Source organism: Micromonospora sp. DT231 (genome assembly GCF_049847025.1).
GTDB lineage: Bacteria > Actinomycetota > Actinomycetes > Mycobacteriales > Micromonosporaceae > Micromonospora.
In genome coordinates this window covers 350,750-365,237 of record NZ_JBNCNO010000002.1, presented here as the reverse complement: position 1 = coordinate 365,237, position 14,488 = coordinate 350,750, and the positions used below count along the sequence as shown (strand labels likewise).

Annotated in this window: 15 protein-coding genes; 7 read left to right on the top strand and 8 right to left on the bottom strand. The window is 71.8% G+C overall.

Features of this window, described 5'->3' with window-relative positions; genetic code table 11:
* Nucleotides 1-72 precede the first annotated feature (72 nt).
* A complete protein-coding gene (locus ACPXBU_RS06540) occupies nucleotides 73-717 on the bottom strand; it encodes a TetR/AcrR family transcriptional regulator (protein WP_425757138.1) in 645 nt (214 codons plus the stop codon).
* Between the two features lie 85 nt (nucleotides 718-802).
* Here ACPXBU_RS06540 and ACPXBU_RS06535 point away from each other — a divergent pair, with 85 nt between their 5' ends.
* Nucleotides 803-1,939 (top strand): epoxide hydrolase family protein, encoded by a 1,137-nt coding sequence (locus ACPXBU_RS06535; protein WP_425757136.1) that lies wholly within the window; start codon nucleotides 803-805, stop codon nucleotides 1,937-1,939.
* A 185-nt stretch (nucleotides 1,940-2,124) separates the two neighbouring features.
* On the opposite strand, the gene ACPXBU_RS06530 is transcribed toward ACPXBU_RS06535, so the two are convergent.
* A complete protein-coding gene (locus tag ACPXBU_RS06530; protein ID WP_425757134.1) occupies nucleotides 2,125-2,388 on the bottom strand; it encodes a hypothetical protein in 264 nt (87 codons plus the stop codon).
* A gap of 282 nt (nucleotides 2,389-2,670) precedes the next feature.
* On the opposite strand from ACPXBU_RS06530, the gene ACPXBU_RS06525 reads away from it, so the two are divergent.
* The 3 genes from ACPXBU_RS06525 to ACPXBU_RS06515 all read left to right on the top strand — a co-directional run bounded on the left by ACPXBU_RS06525 (nucleotide 2,671) and on the right by ACPXBU_RS06515 (nucleotide 4,774).
* A complete protein-coding gene (locus tag ACPXBU_RS06525) occupies nucleotides 2,671-2,892 on the top strand; it encodes a winged helix-turn-helix domain-containing protein (protein ID WP_425757132.1) in 222 nt (73 codons plus the stop codon).
* 161 nt (nucleotides 2,893-3,053) lie between these two features.
* Nucleotides 3,054-3,554: a cation:proton antiporter regulatory subunit gene (locus ACPXBU_RS06520; protein ID WP_393365287.1), complete on the top strand. Its 501-nt coding sequence runs from the start codon at nucleotides 3,054-3,056 to the stop codon at nucleotides 3,552-3,554.
* A gap of 5 nt (nucleotides 3,555-3,559) precedes the next feature.
* Nucleotides 3,560-4,774 carry a cation:proton antiporter gene (locus ACPXBU_RS06515; RefSeq protein ID WP_393365285.1) on the top strand — a complete coding sequence of 405 codons (1,215 nt, stop codon included), beginning with the start codon at nucleotides 3,560-3,562 and terminating at the stop codon, nucleotides 4,772-4,774.
* Here the strand turns inward: ACPXBU_RS06515 and ACPXBU_RS06510 are convergent.
* The gene (locus ACPXBU_RS06510; protein ID WP_425757130.1) at nucleotides 4,763-5,221 is read right to left on the bottom strand and encodes a GNAT family N-acetyltransferase; all 459 of its coding nucleotides are present in this window, start codon (nucleotides 5,219-5,221) and stop codon (nucleotides 4,763-4,765) included. The two genes, ACPXBU_RS06515 and ACPXBU_RS06510, sit on opposite strands and share 12 nt — an antisense overlap.
* 172 nt (nucleotides 5,222-5,393) lie before the next feature.
* Here ACPXBU_RS06510 and ACPXBU_RS06505 point away from each other — a divergent pair, with 172 nt between their 5' ends.
* Nucleotides 5,394-5,825, top strand: coding sequence for a hypothetical protein (locus tag ACPXBU_RS06505; protein ID WP_357809076.1), 432 nt, complete (start codon nucleotides 5,394-5,396; stop codon nucleotides 5,823-5,825).
* A gap of 130 nt (nucleotides 5,826-5,955) precedes the next feature.
* On the opposite strand, the gene ACPXBU_RS06500 is transcribed toward ACPXBU_RS06505, so the two are convergent.
* The 5 genes from ACPXBU_RS06500 to dnaK all read right to left on the bottom strand — a co-directional run bounded on the left by ACPXBU_RS06500 (nucleotide 5,956) and on the right by dnaK (nucleotide 10,694).
* Nucleotides 5,956-6,150 (bottom strand): hypothetical protein, encoded by a 195-nt coding sequence (locus tag ACPXBU_RS06500; RefSeq protein ID WP_425757128.1) that lies wholly within the window; start codon nucleotides 6,148-6,150, stop codon nucleotides 5,956-5,958.
* Between the two features lie 136 nt (nucleotides 6,151-6,286).
* On the bottom strand, nucleotides 6,287-6,727 hold the full coding sequence (locus ACPXBU_RS06495; protein ID WP_030332087.1) for a heat shock protein transcriptional repressor HspR: 441 nt from the start codon (nucleotides 6,725-6,727) through the stop codon (nucleotides 6,287-6,289).
* Nucleotides 6,728-6,757: 30 nt separating this feature from the next.
* The gene (dnaJ, locus tag ACPXBU_RS06490; RefSeq protein WP_425757126.1) at nucleotides 6,758-7,939 is read right to left on the bottom strand and encodes a molecular chaperone DnaJ; all 1,182 of its coding nucleotides are present in this window, start codon (nucleotides 7,937-7,939) and stop codon (nucleotides 6,758-6,760) included.
* An 85-nt stretch (nucleotides 7,940-8,024) separates the two neighbouring features.
* Nucleotides 8,025-8,783 carry a nucleotide exchange factor GrpE gene (grpE, locus tag ACPXBU_RS06485; RefSeq protein WP_393365278.1) on the bottom strand — a complete coding sequence of 253 codons (759 nt, stop codon included), beginning with the start codon at nucleotides 8,781-8,783 and terminating at the stop codon, nucleotides 8,025-8,027.
* A gap of 48 nt (nucleotides 8,784-8,831) precedes the next feature.
* A complete protein-coding gene (dnaK, locus tag ACPXBU_RS06480) occupies nucleotides 8,832-10,694 on the bottom strand; it encodes a molecular chaperone DnaK (RefSeq protein ID WP_393365276.1) in 1,863 nt (620 codons plus the stop codon).
* Between the two features lie 220 nt (nucleotides 10,695-10,914).
* Between dnaK and ACPXBU_RS06475 the strand changes: the two genes are divergently transcribed.
* Together ACPXBU_RS06475 and ACPXBU_RS06470 are read left to right on the top strand one after the other, a co-directional pair.
* Entirely contained in the window at nucleotides 10,915-12,756 is a 1,842-nt protein-coding gene (locus ACPXBU_RS06475) for an ABC transporter (protein WP_425757123.1), read from the top strand.
* A complete protein-coding gene (locus tag ACPXBU_RS06470; protein ID WP_425757121.1) occupies nucleotides 12,753-14,438 on the top strand; it encodes a GTPase in 1,686 nt (561 codons plus the stop codon). Before ACPXBU_RS06475 ends, ACPXBU_RS06470 begins: the two co-directional genes overlap by 4 nt.
* The last annotated feature ends 50 nt before the right edge of the window (nucleotides 14,439-14,488 follow it).

Genomic DNA, 14,488 nt, shown 5'->3' with positions numbered 1-14,488 from the left:
TCGGCGTTGTCCACTGAGAAGGACACAACCAGAGTTGAGCGTATTCCACTCAACCTTAGCGCGTGACGCCCATCACTCCCGAGGACGCCACCGCCAGTCGAACTCCCCGGCCGCCGGAGCCGGGCCGGGCAGCGGGTCCGCGTCCGGCGCCGTCGAGAGACCCGCCAGCAACACCGCGAGCTGCCGGCGGCGCAACTGCCCGGTCCGCTCCGGATCGGGTACGCGCACCGCCGCGCACGACTCCAGCAACAACCCGAGATCCGGTACGACCACGTCGGGGCGCAGCCGACCGCTGGCGCGGGCCCGTTCGAACAGGGTCGTGGCCAGCTCGTTGGCGCGCATCGCGTCCCGGCCCATCTCCTCGGTCGGGGTGAAGGTGCCGGCCAGGTGAACGGTGAGCGAGTGCACGTCGGCGTCGACCACCCGGGCCAGAAACCCGGCGAACGCCGTCCAGTCGTCCGGCTCGGCGAGGGCCGATTCGGCCTCGGCGACGTACCGGCGCAGCCCGTCGTGGCAGAGCTGACGCAGCAGGTCCTCCTTGCCCGCGTACCGCCGGTAGAGCGCACTGATGCCGACGCCCGCGCGTTCGGCGACGGCGGCGATCGGCGCCTTCGGATCGTCGAGGAAGACCGCACGTGCGGCTTCGAGGATGACCTCGTCGTTGCGGGCGGCCTGGGCGCGGCGACCGCCAAGCGTCTTGCCGGAAGTCGTGGACATGCCCCCAGCCTAGCAGTGGAACGGATCGTTCCGGTCTGCTACTGTGATTACAGAACGAAACATTCCGTTCCGAAGGAGTTCCGAGATGACCGGCACCGCGATCCGCCCGTTCCGCGTCGAGATCCCGCAGACCGACCTCGACGACCTGGCCGCCCGGCTCGGCCGCACGAGCTGGCCCGCCGAGCTGCCCGGCGCGGGCGACGCCTACGGGATGGGCACCGATCGGGTGCGTGCCCTCGTCGACAGGTGGCGCGACGGGTTCGACTGGCGCGCCGTCGAGGCCCGGCTGAACGCCCACCCCCAGTTCGTCACCGACATCGACGGCGAGCAGATCCACTTCCTGCACGTCCGGTCGTCCCGGCCGGACGCCACCGCGCTGGTGCTCACCCACGGCTGGCCCGGCTCGGTGCTGGAATACCTCGACGTGATCGCCCCGCTCACCGAGCCGACCGACCCGGACGCGCCGGCCTTCCACGTGGTCATCCCGTCGCTGCCCGGCTTCGGTTTCTCCGGCCCGACCCGCAGCGCCGGCTGGAACCGGTTCCGCATCGCCCGCGCCTGGGCCGAGCTGATGAACCGCCTGGGGTACGACAGCTACGGCGCGGTCGGCAACGACGCCGGCTCGATGGTCGCGCCGGAGGTGGGCCGGATCGACCGGGAACACGTCCTCGGCGTCCACGTCACCCAACTCTTCTCGTTCCCCTCCGGCGACCCGGCCGAGTTCGCCGGGCTCTCGGAGGCGGACCAGGCCGCGCTCGGGCACCTCCAGTGGTTCTACGAGAACAAGTTCTCCTTCAACCAGGTGCACAGTCAGCAGCCGCAGACCCTGGCGTTCGGCCTGGCCGACTCGCCGGTCGGGCTGCTCGCCTGGAACGCCCAACTGTTCGACGAGAGCCTGGACGCCGACTTCGTCCTGGCCAACGTGGCGCTCTACTGGTTCACCGGCACGGCCGCCTCGGCGATCCGGCTCTACTGGGAGGACGCGCACGCCGGCGAGCCCCCGACCGAGCCGACCACCGCACCGACCGCGCTCGCCATGTTCCCCGGCGACTTCCAGTCCATCCGCCGCTTCGCCGAGCGGGACCACGCGAACATCGTCAGGTGGACGGCGTACGAGACGGACGTCGAGGGCCGCGGTGACGTCGGCGGTCACTACGCCGCCCACCAGGCCACCGAGGTGCTGGCCGCCGACATCCGCGAGTTCTTCGCCAGCCTCCGCTGACCACGGCGTGCCCAGGTGCCCGCACCCGCTCGGCCGGGGCGGGCACCGGCGCGTCCGGCCCCGACGCGCAGCGCGTCCGGCCCCGGCGCGGTTGATCCACTCGCCCTTCAGGAAGTCGGGGCATCCGGACCGCCAGGACACCGCGACATCCTGAAAACCGAGTCGATCACGGTCTTGTGCGGCCCCTACGCGCCGATTCGCCGGGGCAACCGCGCGGTGCACGGGGTTTCGTGGTCGGCGCGGAGCACGCAGCGACGGCCACCGTCCAGCCGCCGGTCGCAGAAGACCCAGTGCCGTACCCCTTGGTCGTCCTCGGTCGAGACGGTGATCCCGCCAAGGTCGATCCGGGCGAGAAAGGCCAACGACCGACCGGCGGTCCGCCCCAGCATCTTGGCGCGGGCCAGGTCGGGCGCGGATATCGGCAGGTGGATGACGAACCGCCCGCTCATCGCCACCACCCTCGGCCCACCATCAGCGGCGCTCCTCTCCTGGGGGTCGGGCGCTGACACGGCCGTTTACCCGAGGGGAGCACACGGCCGCGCCAGCGGCAACGCGGACGACCCGGCCGAGGAGGCCGGTTGCCTACCAGGCTTTCCACACCCCGAGTGCCCGCCCCGCCAACATGCAATGCAAAGCATTGCAGGACAAGCAGTGACCATGCTTAGCACGCGAAGTGTTGGCTCACCCGCCGACCGCATGGGAAGATCTTGGGGCCTACCAGGAGTTGCCCCATGCCCCGAGTTTCGGACCGCCAACGAATCGCGCAGGACATCCGCGACAAGATCGCTTCCGGCGAGTACGCGCCAGGCGACAAGCTGCCCTCGTTGCGTGAAATGACCGAGCACTACGGCGTGTCCGCCGAGCCGGTCCGTTCAGCGCTGTTGATCCTGCAGGCCGAGGGTCTGACCGAAGGGCATCAAGGCAAAGGCACCTACGTAAGCGACCCGAAGTAGATCCACTCGCCTTTCAGGAAGTCGGGGCGTCTCGCCACGTTGGATACGCCGACTTCAACGAACCCGAGTGGATCACGACCCTTGCACTGCGCCGGGGCCGCCCGACGGGTTGCCGTCCGTCCAAGATCTGCGCTTTGTTCACCAAGCGGTAGCCTTAGCCTGTGCGAGTACGTGTCGAGCAGACCGCCCTACCCGGGATCGGGGTACGTCACGATCTGGTGACGGAGTCCGGACGTCGCCTGGGCGTCGTCTCCCACCGCAACGGCCGCCGAGATCTGGTCCTGTACGACCCGGACGATCCCGACTCCTGCCAGGCGGACATCCCGCTGACCGACGACGAGGCGGAGGCGCTGGCCGACATCCTCGGCGCGTCGCTGATGCTCGGCCAGCTCTCCGGGCTGCGTGAGCAGGCCGCCGGTCTGCTCACCGAGCAGATCGCCATCTCGGCCGGCTCGCCGTACGTCAACCGCAAGCTCGGCGACACCAAGGCGCGTACCCGCACCAGTGCCTCCATCGTGGCGGTGCTGCGTGAAGGCGAAGTGATCGTTTCGCCACTCCCCTCCTTCCGCTTCGCAGCCGGCGACGTGGTGGTCGTCGTCGGGACCCGCAGGGGTCTCGACGGCGTGTCCGCCATCCTCGCCGACAGTGACCCGGACGGCTGAGGCGGATGCACGACTCCACCACACTGCTCGTCGAAGTCGGCGCGCTGCTGCTGCTGCTTGGTGTCCTCGGCCGGCTCAGCCGCCGGGTAGGCCTCTCACCGATCCCTCTCTACCTGCTGGCCGGGCTCGCGTTCGGGCACGGCGGGTTGCTTCCGCTCGCCGCCAGCGAGGAGTTCTTCGCCGTCGGCGCCGAGATCGGCGTCATCCTGCTGCTGGTGATGCTCGGCCTGGAATACTCGGCCAACGAGCTGGTCGGCAACCTCCGCTCGGCGGCGCCGGCCGGGCTGATCGACGGCCTGTTCAACGCGCTGCCCGGCGCGGCGTTCGCCCTGCTGCTCGGCTGGGACTGGGTGGCCGCCCTGGTGCTCGGCGGCATCACCTGGGTCTCCTCCTCGGGGGTGATCGCCAAGGTCCTCGCCGACCTGGGCCGACTCGGTAACCGGGAAACTCCGGTGATCCTCTCGGTCCTGGTCATCGAGGATCTGGCGATGGCGCTCTACCTGCCGCTGGTCACCGCGGTACTGGCCGGCACCGGCCTGCTGGGCGGCGGCATCGCACTCGCTGTCGCGGTGGGCACCGTGCTGCTCGTGCTGGTGGTCGCCATCAGGTACGGCCACCTCATCTCGTCCGCCCTGTCGGCGAAGGACCCGGAGGCGCTGCTGCTGGGCGTACTCGGTCTGACCCTGCTGATCGCCGGCCTCGCGGCGAAGCTGCAGGTGTCGGCGGCGGTCGGCGCGTTCCTGGTCGGCATCGCGCTCTCCGGCCCGGTGGCGCACCACGCCACCGAGTTGCTGTCCCCGCTGCGGGACCTGTTCGCCGCGGTGTTCTTCGTCTTCTTCGGCCTGGTCACCGACCCACGGGACATCCCGCCGGTGTTGCTGCCGGCGCTCGCGTTGGCAGTTGTCACCATGGCGACGAAGACGCTCACCGGCTACCTCGCGGCCCGCCGGGTCGGCATCGCGGAACCCGGTCGGTGGCGGGCCGGCCTGGCACTCGTACCTCGCGGTGAGTTCTCCATCGTCATCGCCGGGCTCGCGGTGGCTGCCGGGAGCGTCGAGCCGCGGTTGGCGGCGCTGGCGGCGACGTACGTCCTGATCACAGTGGTGACCGGGCCGATCCTCGCCCGGCTGCCGGACTTCCCGTGGTTCAAGCGGTGGCTGCGTAACCGCGCGGCGGCCCAGCGGCGGGAGTCGACCCCGGTCGTCGACTCAGTGCACTGAGCTCCACCTGAAGGCCGCGGCCGCGTGGGTCGCACCCTCGCGGAGGTAGAAGCGATGCGCCTCGGTCCGGGCGAGGCCGGACTCCAGGAAGACATAGTCGGCTCCCTGGTCGTGCGCCCACGCCCTGGCCGCCGCCAGGAGGCGGGAACCGACACCCCGGGAACGCCACTCGGGGTGCACGGCGAGATCCTCGATCGAAGCCCGACGGCCGAAGCGCACCGAGAGGATGTCCAGGTAGACGCTGGCCACGCCGACCACATGATCCTCCTGCGATCGCGCGGCGAAGAGCGCGGTGTTCTCGTGGTCGAGTACCCGCGCGGTGCGCTCGACGGCGCGGTCGCGGTCCCAGTCCGCGGGACGGCTGCCGGGAGGGGCGAAGAGCCACTCCAACCCCGAGACGAACTCGGCCTCGGCGCCGCGCCGCAACCGTCGTACGTGGATTGTCATAGGAGCATCATCGGCAACGCCGTCGATGCCGTGAACCCGGCCATGCCAACGGTTGCGGAATTGCTCCTCGCGGGTACTACCGCAGCACCCGACGGCGGGTTACCGTTTCGCCCCAGCAGCCAGGGTCCGTAGGCAGCGTTGCCACACGCGGGCGAGAGCGGAAGGTTGGCCGGTGAGCGTGCAGGAGTCGACGTTCCACGGCTTCGCCAACCCCGTCGATCCGAGTCCGGCGGAGTTGCGAGCTTGGGCGTACAAGCCCGATTCGGTGCCGTTGGCTTCGATGCCACCCGACTGGGACCTGTTGGTCTCCGGCGACCGGCTGGTGTTGACCCTCTTCGAGTTGGCGATGGATCCGACCTGCCCGGCGCGGCGTTTCGCGCTGCACTGCCTCTACATCTACGCGGCCGACGGCATCCGGACGAACTTCCGCGCCCATCCCAAGCGCCGCTTCCGCAAGCTCGTCGAGCAGGCCGAGCGGGACGGCGACGAGCTGATGAAGATCTGGGCGCACAACGGACGGGTGCTGCTGGCCCGCCCGGACCTCTTCGTCTACCGGGACTGGTGCGAGGGCGGCCTGGTCCGCGAGAACCGCCGCCTCGGCTGAGGGCCGGCCCGCACTCTGACGGCGAACGGGCCGGGACCCCCGCCACGGTGACACCGCGTCCCGGCCCGCGCTCTGACGGGCGAACGGGCCGGGACCCCCCGTGGGTCCCGGCCCGCACGTCGGTCACCGGTCAGTCCTGCTTGCGCTCGGTTTCGGCTCGGCTCTTGTCGCCGCCGTGGTCGCCCTGTTCGGCGAACCGGCCCTCGACGACCCGGTCCCGGTAGGTCCCCTCGGTCACCTTGTCGAACTTCTTGCGGACGGTCTCGGCCAGGTCTTCCAACCGTTCTTCCGTCTGCTGGGCGACCTTCTTCGCCGGTTCCGCCATCGCTCCCCCTCGCCATGCCGGTAGGTCCGTATTAAGCCGATTGGACCCGTATCGACAGGCTAACCGAAGCGGCCCGGACCGCGCCGGGGAATCCGGTGCGGTCCGGGCCGAGGAAAAGCTCCGGGTGTGTGGCAGGTCAACGATCGGGAGTACGACGGGGTCGCCAGACCACGAGCGCGGTGGACGTGCGATTGGTCGGCACCAGATCCCGACCCGGAAAGCGGGCGAGGGATTCCAGCTCGGCGACCCGCCGGTACGCGGCGTCCAGCTCCGCCTCCAGCCGGGCCACCCGCTGCTGCGCCTGCTCCAACAGCCGCTCCAGCCCGATGATCCGCTTGACGCCGGCCAGGTTGATCCCGTCGTCCTGGCTGAGCCGCTGCACCTCGCGCAGCAGCACCACGTCACGGACGCTGTACCGACGCCCGCCTCCAGCGGCCCGGCCGGGCTGCACCAGCCCCAGCCGGTCGTACTGGCGCAGGGTCTGCGGGTGCATCCCCGCCATCCGCGCCGCAACCGAGATCATCAGCACCTTGGCCTCGTAGGCAGGGTCACCCGAACCGAGGAACTCGCCCGACATCCCGCTCACCTCCGCGTCCCTTCCACCGGACTAACTGACCCGACGCACCCGCGCCTCGAGATGTTCCCGGGCGGCTGGCGGGCTCTGCTCGGCGAACGCCTCCAGCGCGGTGCGCGCTTCGTCGGACAACCGGGCCGGCACCACCACGTCCAACGTGACAAGCAGGTCGCCGGCCTGCCCGTCGCGGCGCACCACACCCTTGCCCCGGGCGCGCAACACCCGCCCGCTGGGCGTACCCGGCGGGACCCGCAGGGTCACCGCGCCGTCGAGCGTGGGCACCCGCAGGTCCGTGCCGAGCACGGCCTCCGCGAAGGTGATCGGCACGCTCAACGTCAGGTCGTCGCCGGTACGCCCGAACAGCTCGTCCGGCCGAACCTTGACGTGCACGAACAGGTCACCAGCCGGGCCGCCGCGCTCGCCTGGCTCACCGCGCCCGGTCAGCCGGATGCGCTGACCGTCGGACACGCCGGCCGGGAAGCGCACGTTCATGGTGCGTGTCTTCGTGACACCGCCGCTGCCGTGGCACTCGGGGCACTTCTCCTCGACCACCGTGCCGACGCCCTGGCAGTTGCGGCACGGCTCGGAGAAGCTGAACGACCCCTGGTTGCGGGTGGTCACGCCGGCACCGTGGCAGACCTGGCAGGTCCGCGGTTGGGTGCCGGGCTTGGCCCCGTTGCCGTGACAGGTCTCGCAGACGCCCGGCGCGCGCAGCGTCAGGGGCAGCGTCACCCCGCGTACCGCGTCGCCGAAGTCAATTGCCACCTCGGTCTCCACGTCCCGGCCACGGCCCGGGCCGCGTGGCGCCGCCTGCCCACCACCCTGACCACCCGTGAAGATCGAGCTGAACAGGTCCTGGAAGCCGGCGCCTCCGAAGCGGCGGTCGCCGCCCCCGCCGCCGCCGAACATGTCGGAGACGTCGAAGGGCATGCCGCCCGGTTGACCCGCGCCGCGGGCGCCGCGCCGGAACGCGCCCGAGCCGAACAGCGAGCGCATCTCGTCGTACTCGCGACGGCGGCCGGAGTCCGACAGCACGTTGTACGCCTCGGACGCGGCCTTGAACCGCTCCTCCGCCTTGGCGTCGCCCGGGTTGTGGTCCGGGTGCGACTCCCTGGCCACCTTGCGGTACGCCTTCTTGATGTCATCGGCCGAGGCGGCCTTGTCCACGCCGAGCACGGCGTAGAAGTCCTTCTCGATCCAGTCCTTGGAACTCACCGGTCCACCCCCTCTCGACCGTCGCGGCCCGGCCGTCTCGCCCACCGACGCGCGGTGGGCGAGACGGCCCGGTCACTGCTTCGCACTATTCCGGGTCCGCGACCGCGACAAGCGCGGGGCGCAGCAGCCGCTCACCGAGCTGGTAGCCGCGCCGCATGACCTGTACGCAGGTCGGCTCGGTGACCTCGGCCGAGGTCTGGTGCGCGACCGCCTCGTGGCGGGTCGGGTCGAACGGGTCGCCCTGTTCGCCGAAGGCGTTCAGGCCGAACTTGCCGAGCGCGGTGGTGAGCTGTTCCGCCACCGTGCCGAACGGCCCGACCAGGTCGCCGTGTTCCCGAGCCCGGTCCAGGTCGTCGAGGATCGGCAGCAGTGCGGCCAGCACCGAACCGGTCGCCTGCTCCTGCACCAGGTTGCGGTCGCGGTCGACACGCTTGCGGTAGTTGGCGTACTCCGCCGACACCCGCTGCACGTCCCGGGTCCGCTCGTCCAACTCAGCCCGGAGCGCCTCCAGCTCGGCGCCGAGCGACGTGCCGGGGCCGGCGCCGTCCACCGGCTGCGCCGGGGCGTCCACCACCGGCGGGCCGGACGGCTCCGGACCGTCGGTGGCGTTGACCTCGACCTCGATCTCGTCGACCACGACCTCGGCGTCCTCGACCAGGCCCTCGGCCGGCACACCGGTCTCCGCGTCAGCGGCGGTGCCCTCCGGCTCCGCCGTGTCGACGAGCTTGCGCTTGTTGCGGATGACGACCCGCTCCCCGTCGCCGGTGGTCGGCTCCGTGGGCGCGGAGCCACCCGGCGTCGACCCGGTGTCGCTCGGGTCGGCGGCTCGTGGCTTCTGCGTCATGCGGCTACCCCATCCCCTTCGCCGTGGACACGTGTTGGAGGCCGACGGTCACTTCTTGCCGTCCTCGTCCACGATTTCCGCGTCGACCACGTCGTCGGCGCCGCCGGACTGCGGGCCCGGCTGTGCGCCGGCCGCACCCGGGCCGGCCTCGCCACCCGGCTGCTGACCCTGCTCGGCCTGAGCCGAGTAGAGCAGCGACCCGGCCTCCTGGGAGACCTTCGCCAGCTTCTCGTGGGCGGACTTGATCTTCTCGATGTCCTGACCGCCGAGGGCACCCCGCAGCTCACCGAGCGCCTCGTTGAGCTGCTCCCGGTTTTCACCGGGCAGCTTGTCGCCGCTCTCGGCGAGGAACTTCTCGGTCTGCCACTGCAGCGCCTCGGCCACGTTGCGAGCCTCGGCGTCGTCGCGGCGACGCTTGTCCTCCTCCGCGTGCTCCTCGGCGTCCCGGCGCATCCGCTCGATGTCGTCCTTCGGCAGCGACGAGCCGCCGGTGATCGTCATCTTCTGTTCCTTGCCGGTGCCCAGGTCCTTGGCGTGCACGTTGACGATGCCGTTGGCGTCGATGTCGAAGGCGACCTCGATCTGCGGCACGCCGCGCGGCGCCGGCGGGAGGCCGGTCAGCTCGAAGGTGCCGAGCTTCTTGTTGTAGGCCGCGATCTCCCGCTCGCCCTGGAAGACCTGGATCAGCACCGACGGCTGGTTGTCGTCCGCCGTGGTGAAGACCTCGGAGCGCTTGGTCGGGATCGTGGTGTTGCGCTCGATCAGCTTGGTGAAGATGCCGCCCTTGGTCTCGATGCCCAGGCTCAGCGGGGTCACGTCGAGCAACAGGACGTCCTTGACCTCACCCTTGAGCACACCGGCCTGGAGGGCGGCGCCGACGGCGACGACCTCGTCCGGGTTGACGCCCTTGTTGGGGTCGCGGCCGGTGAGCTGCTTGACCAGGTCGGTCACGGCGGGCATCCGGGTCGAACCGCCGACCAGGATGACGTGCTCGACGTCGGAGATCTTGATCCCGGCGTCCTTCACGGCCTGCTCGAACGGGCCCTTGCAGCGGTCCAGCAGGTCCTGCGTCATCCGCTGGAACTCGGCGCGGCTCAGCGTCACGTCGAGGTGCAGCGGGCCGGCCGCGCCGGCGGTGATGTACGGCAGGTTGATGTTCGTGGTGGTGGCGGCGGACAGCTCGATCTTGGCCTTCTCGGCGGCCTCACGGAGGCGCTGGAGGGCCATCTTGTCCTGACCGAGGTCGATGCCGTGCTCACCACGGAACGTCTTGACCAGGTGGTCGATGATCCGCTGGTCCCAGTCGTCGCCGCCGAGGTGGTTGTCACCGCTCGTCGACTTGACCTCGATGACGCCCTCGGCCAGCTCCAGCAGAGAGACGTCGAAGGTGCCGCCGCCGAGGTCGAAGACCAGGACGGTCTGCTCCTTGGAGCCCTTGTCCAGCCCGTACGCCAGGGCGGCCGCGGTCGGCTCGTTGACGATCCGCAGCACGTTGAAGCCGGCGATCTCACCGGCCTCCTTGGTGGCCTGCCGCTGGCTGTCGTTGAAGTAGGCCGGAACGGTGATCACCGCGTCGGTGATCTGCTCGCCCAGGTACGCCTCCGCGTCCCGCTTGAGCTTCATCAGCGTCCGGGCCGAGATCTCCTGCGGGGTGTACTTCTTGCCGTCGATGTCGACGGACCAGTTCGTGCCGACCTCGCGCTTGACCGAGCGGATCGTCCGGTCCGGGTTGGTCACCGCCTGGCGCTTGGCGACCTCACCGACGAGCACCTCCCCGTTGCGGGCGAACGCGACGATCGACGGGGTCGTCCGCGAGCCCTCAGCGTTGGCGATGACGGTGGGCTCACCGCCCTCGAGAACGCTGACGCAGGAGTTCGTCGTGCCGAGGTCGATACCGACCGCACGTGCCATCTTCGCTTCCTCGCTTCGTAAGGTTGTGCAGGTGACGGGCACTGCCCGTGGCTGCTTGGCGGACACCGCCCGCAGCGGGCCCCACCACAAGTTGAGTGAACTGGACTCAATAGTGCCACGCGTTGGCGAATCGTCAAGTCGAGTTGAGTCACCCCGACGCAACCCAGCCTTTCCTACCGTCCGGTTGTCTTCCCTTGCATCGGTCGGGCACGCTTTAGCGGTGACGACGCCCGGCGATTCCGCCACCCGTTCCGGCGCGCCCGCCGTCGCAGCCCGCACCGGTCCGCCGGACGCCGCGGAGGAGCCGCCCGCCACCACCGGGGACGACGGCCTCCCCGGCGCCCTGTCGGGCCTCCGGGAGGCGATCGGCGCGACCCGGTACCCTCTCGCGCTGCCCTCCGCCGGCCCCGCCCGGCACACCGCCACGGCCCTCGGCGATCAGCTCGACGACTATCTGCTGCCCCGGCTCGCCCGGCTGGACGCCCCGCTTCTCGTGGTGGTCGGCGGCTCCACCGGCGCCGGCAAGTCGACCCTGGTCAACAGCCTGGTCAAGGCCCGGGTCAGCGCCGCCGGTGTGCTCCGGCCGACCACCCGCTCCCCGGTGCTGGTCTGCAACCCGTCCGACGCGGCGTGGTTCCGGCAGGGTGACCTGCTGCCCGGTCTGACCCGCACCACCGAGCCGAGCGACGACCCGCGCGCCCTGCACCTCGTCACCGCCCCCGCCCTCCCCGCCGGGCTGGCCTTCCTCGACGCGCCCGACATCGACTCGGTTGTCGACGCCAACCGGGCGCTCGCCACCCAACTGCTGGCCGCCGCCGATCTCTGGCTCTTCGTCACCACCGCCGCCCGGTACGCCGACGCGGTCCCCTGGGAGCTGCTGCGCAGCGCCCGGGCGCGCGGCGCGGTGATCGCCATGGTGCTGGACCGGGTGCCCGCCGAGGCCACCGACGAGATCGCCGCCCACCTGGCCGAGATGCTCGCCGAACAGGACCTCGGCCGGGCGCCGCTGTTCGTGTTGCCGGAGACCTGGGTCGACGGGCAGGGGCTGCTGCCCGAGGGCGCGACCGCGGCGCTTGCCGACTGGTTCGCCCGGCTGGCCGGCGACGCGGACGCACGGTCGGCGGTGGTCCGCCAGACGCTGGACGGGGCGCTGGCCGCGCTCCACCCCGCCGTCGAGGAGCTGGCCGACGCCGCCGACGAGCAGGTCACCGCCGCCGACGAGCTGGACGACCGGGTGCGGGCCGCGTACCGGGGCGCCGAGCGCACCGTCGAGCAGGGGCTTCAGGACGGCCGACTGCTCCGGGGCGAGGTGCTCGCCCGCTGGCAGGAGTTCGTCGGCACCGGGGAGTTCTTCCGCACCCTGGAAGCACGGATCGGCCGCCTGCGGGACCGGGTCGTCGCCGCCGTCACCGGTCGACCGGCACCCGCCGTCGAGCTGCGCAACGCCATCGAGTCGCAACTGGTCACGCTGCTGCGCGGGGTGTCCTCGGAGGCCGCCGAATCGGCGTACACGGGTTGGAAGGCGCACCCGGCGGGCAGCGGGCTGCTCGATCCGGCGCTCGCCCACCCCAGCAAAGACCTGCCCGAGCGCGCCGAACGGATGGTCCGGGACTGGCAGCGCGGGGTGTTGGAGCTGGTCCGGGTCGAGGGCGGCGACAAGCGGTTCGTGGCCCGCACGGCGGCGTACGCGGTGAACGCCACAGGCCTGGCCGTGATGATCGCCGTCTTCGCCTCCACCGCGTTCATCCCGACCGGGTTGGAGCTGGCCACCGGGGCCGGCACCACAGTCGCCGCGCAGGCCGTGCTCCAGGCGATCTTCGGCGACCAGGCGGTGCGTACCCTGGCCGCCAAGGCCCGCACCGACCTGCTGGCCCGGGTGCGGACGCTGCTCGACGCGGAGGCCGACCGGTTCCTCGGCCGCACCGTCGACGCCCGCCCCGCCGCGGACGCCGGCGACGGACTGCGCCGGGCCGCCGGCCGGGTCGAGCTGGCGCGGCACCGCAGTGGTCTGTCCGCTGGCGGCGACACCCGACCGGCCCGCGACGAGGAGGGCTCCCGGTGACAAACCTCACCGGCCGGGTACGCGAGGCGTTCCGCGGCGACAAGCGGGTGGACGCCGACGCGCTCGTCGCCCGGCTGGACGCGGTCCGGCGCTTCCTGACCGCGGTGGACGGCCTGCTGCCCGACGCCGAGCTGGTGCCCGCGCACACCCTCGTCGAGCGGGCCGGCACCCGGCTGGCGCTGTCCCGGGACCACACGGTGGTCGCGCTGGCGGGTGCCACCGGCAGCGGCAAGTCGAGCCTCTTCAACGCGTTGGCCCAACTGGAGCTGTCGCCGGTGGGGGTCCGCCGGCCGACCACAGGCGTCACCCACGCCTGCGTGTGGGGGCCGTTGGCGGGTGCGAACCAGCTGCTCGACTGGATCGGCGTGCTGCCCCGACACCGTTTCGTCCGGGAGAGCGCCCTGGACGCGGACGACGAGACGGCGCTGCACGGGCTGGTCCTGCTCGACCTGCCCGACTTCGACTCGGTGCAGCGCTCCCACCGCCTGGAGGTGGACCGGCTCCTCGGCCTCGTCGACCAGGTGGTCTGGGTGGTCGACCCGCAGAAGTACGCCGACCGGGTCATCCACGACAGCTACCTGCGCGAGTTCCACAGGCACCGCGACGTCACGGTGGTCGTGCTCAACCAGGCCGACCGGCTGTCCCCGGCCGAGGTGCCCCGGGTCCTGGACGACCTGCGTCGGCTGCTCGACTCGGACGGGCTGACCGGTGTGCCGCTGCTGTCCACCACCGCCGTCGACCCGGCCGGCATGGTGGGGCTGCGCGGCGCGCTGGAACGGACCGTCGCCGAACGGCAGGCCGCGCTGCGCCGACTCGCGGGTGACGTCGACACGGTTGTCGCCGGCCTGGACGAGCTGGTCGGCTCGGCCCGACCCGCGGCTGGACCGGACAACCCGACGGTCGACGGGCTGAACCGGGCGCTGGCCGGAGCGGCCGGCGTGCCCGCGGTCAGCAACGCGGTGGAGCAGGCGTACCGGCATCGGGCCGGCGCGGCCACCGGTTGGCCCGTGGTACGGGGTTGGCGGCGGCTGCGACCCGACCCGCTGCGTCGGCTGCACCTGCCCGGCCCGACCGGTGGCCGGGACGACCCGGCGGAGAGCCTGGTCGCGGCGACCTCGGTCCCGGAGCCGTCGGCCGCGCAGCGCTCGGCGCTGGGCCTCGCGATCCGCGCCGTGGCCGACCGGTCCGCCGCCGACCTGCCCGCCGCCTGGCCCGGCGCGGTGACCTCGGCCGCCCGGTCCCGCCTCGGTGACCTGCCGGACGCGCTGGACCGCACGATCGCCGGCACCGACCTCGGCCTGGACCGTCGACCGCTGTGGTGGCGTGTCGTCGGCGGTGTGCAGTGGCTTGTCACCCTCGCCGCCGTGGTCGGGCTCGGCTGGCTGGCGCTCGGGTACGCGCTGCGGGCGCTGGGCCTGCCGGCGCTGGACAACCCGACTGTCGGTCAGGTGCCGCTGCCCACCCTGCTGCTGCTCGGTGGCCTGCTGGCCGGGCTGCTGGTGGCGGCGCTGACCCGGCCGGTGGTGCGCTGGGCCGCCCGGCGCGCCCGAGCCCGTGCCGAGGAGCGGCTGACGGCGAAGGTCGCCCTGGTCGGCGACGAATACGTGCTGACACCGGTACGGACCGTGCTCGACTCGTACGCGCAGGCACGCGACGCGCTGCGGGACGCCTCCAGCCGCTGACGCGCTGCCCGGTCCGCTACCGCTCTCCATCGGCGCTGGGCGGCGTAGGG

What these genes read in the sequence shown, in the direction of transcription:
- ACPXBU_RS06540 (WP_425757138.1), bottom strand. Translation starts at nt 717, where the DNA reads ATGTCCACGACTTCCGGCAAGACGCTTGGCGGTCGCCGCGCCCAGGCC.
- ACPXBU_RS06535 (WP_425757136.1), top strand. Translation starts at nt 803, where the DNA reads ATGACCGGCACCGCGATCCGCCCGTTCCGCGTCGAGATCCCGCAGACC.
- ACPXBU_RS06530 (WP_425757134.1), bottom strand. Translation starts at nt 2,388, where the DNA reads ATGAGCGGGCGGTTCGTCATCCACCTGCCGATATCCGCGCCCGACCTG.
- ACPXBU_RS06525 (WP_425757132.1), top strand. Translation starts at nt 2,671, where the DNA reads ATGCCCCGAGTTTCGGACCGCCAACGAATCGCGCAGGACATCCGCGAC.
- ACPXBU_RS06515 (WP_393365285.1), top strand. Translation starts at nt 3,560, where the DNA reads ATGCACGACTCCACCACACTGCTCGTCGAAGTCGGCGCGCTGCTGCTG.
- ACPXBU_RS06510 (WP_425757130.1), bottom strand. Translation starts at nt 5,221, where the DNA reads ATGACAATCCACGTACGACGGTTGCGGCGCGGCGCCGAGGCCGAGTTC.
- ACPXBU_RS06500 (WP_425757128.1), bottom strand. Translation starts at nt 6,150, where the DNA reads ATGGCGGAACCGGCGAAGAAGGTCGCCCAGCAGACGGAAGAACGGTTG.
- ACPXBU_RS06495 (WP_030332087.1), bottom strand. Translation starts at nt 6,727, where the DNA reads ATGTCGGGCGAGTTCCTCGGTTCGGGTGACCCTGCCTACGAGGCCAAG.
- grpE (WP_393365278.1), bottom strand. Translation starts at nt 8,783, where the DNA reads ATGACGCAGAAGCCACGAGCCGCCGACCCGAGCGACACCGGGTCGACG.
- dnaK (WP_393365276.1), bottom strand. Translation starts at nt 10,694, where the DNA reads ATGGCACGTGCGGTCGGTATCGACCTCGGCACGACGAACTCCTGCGTC.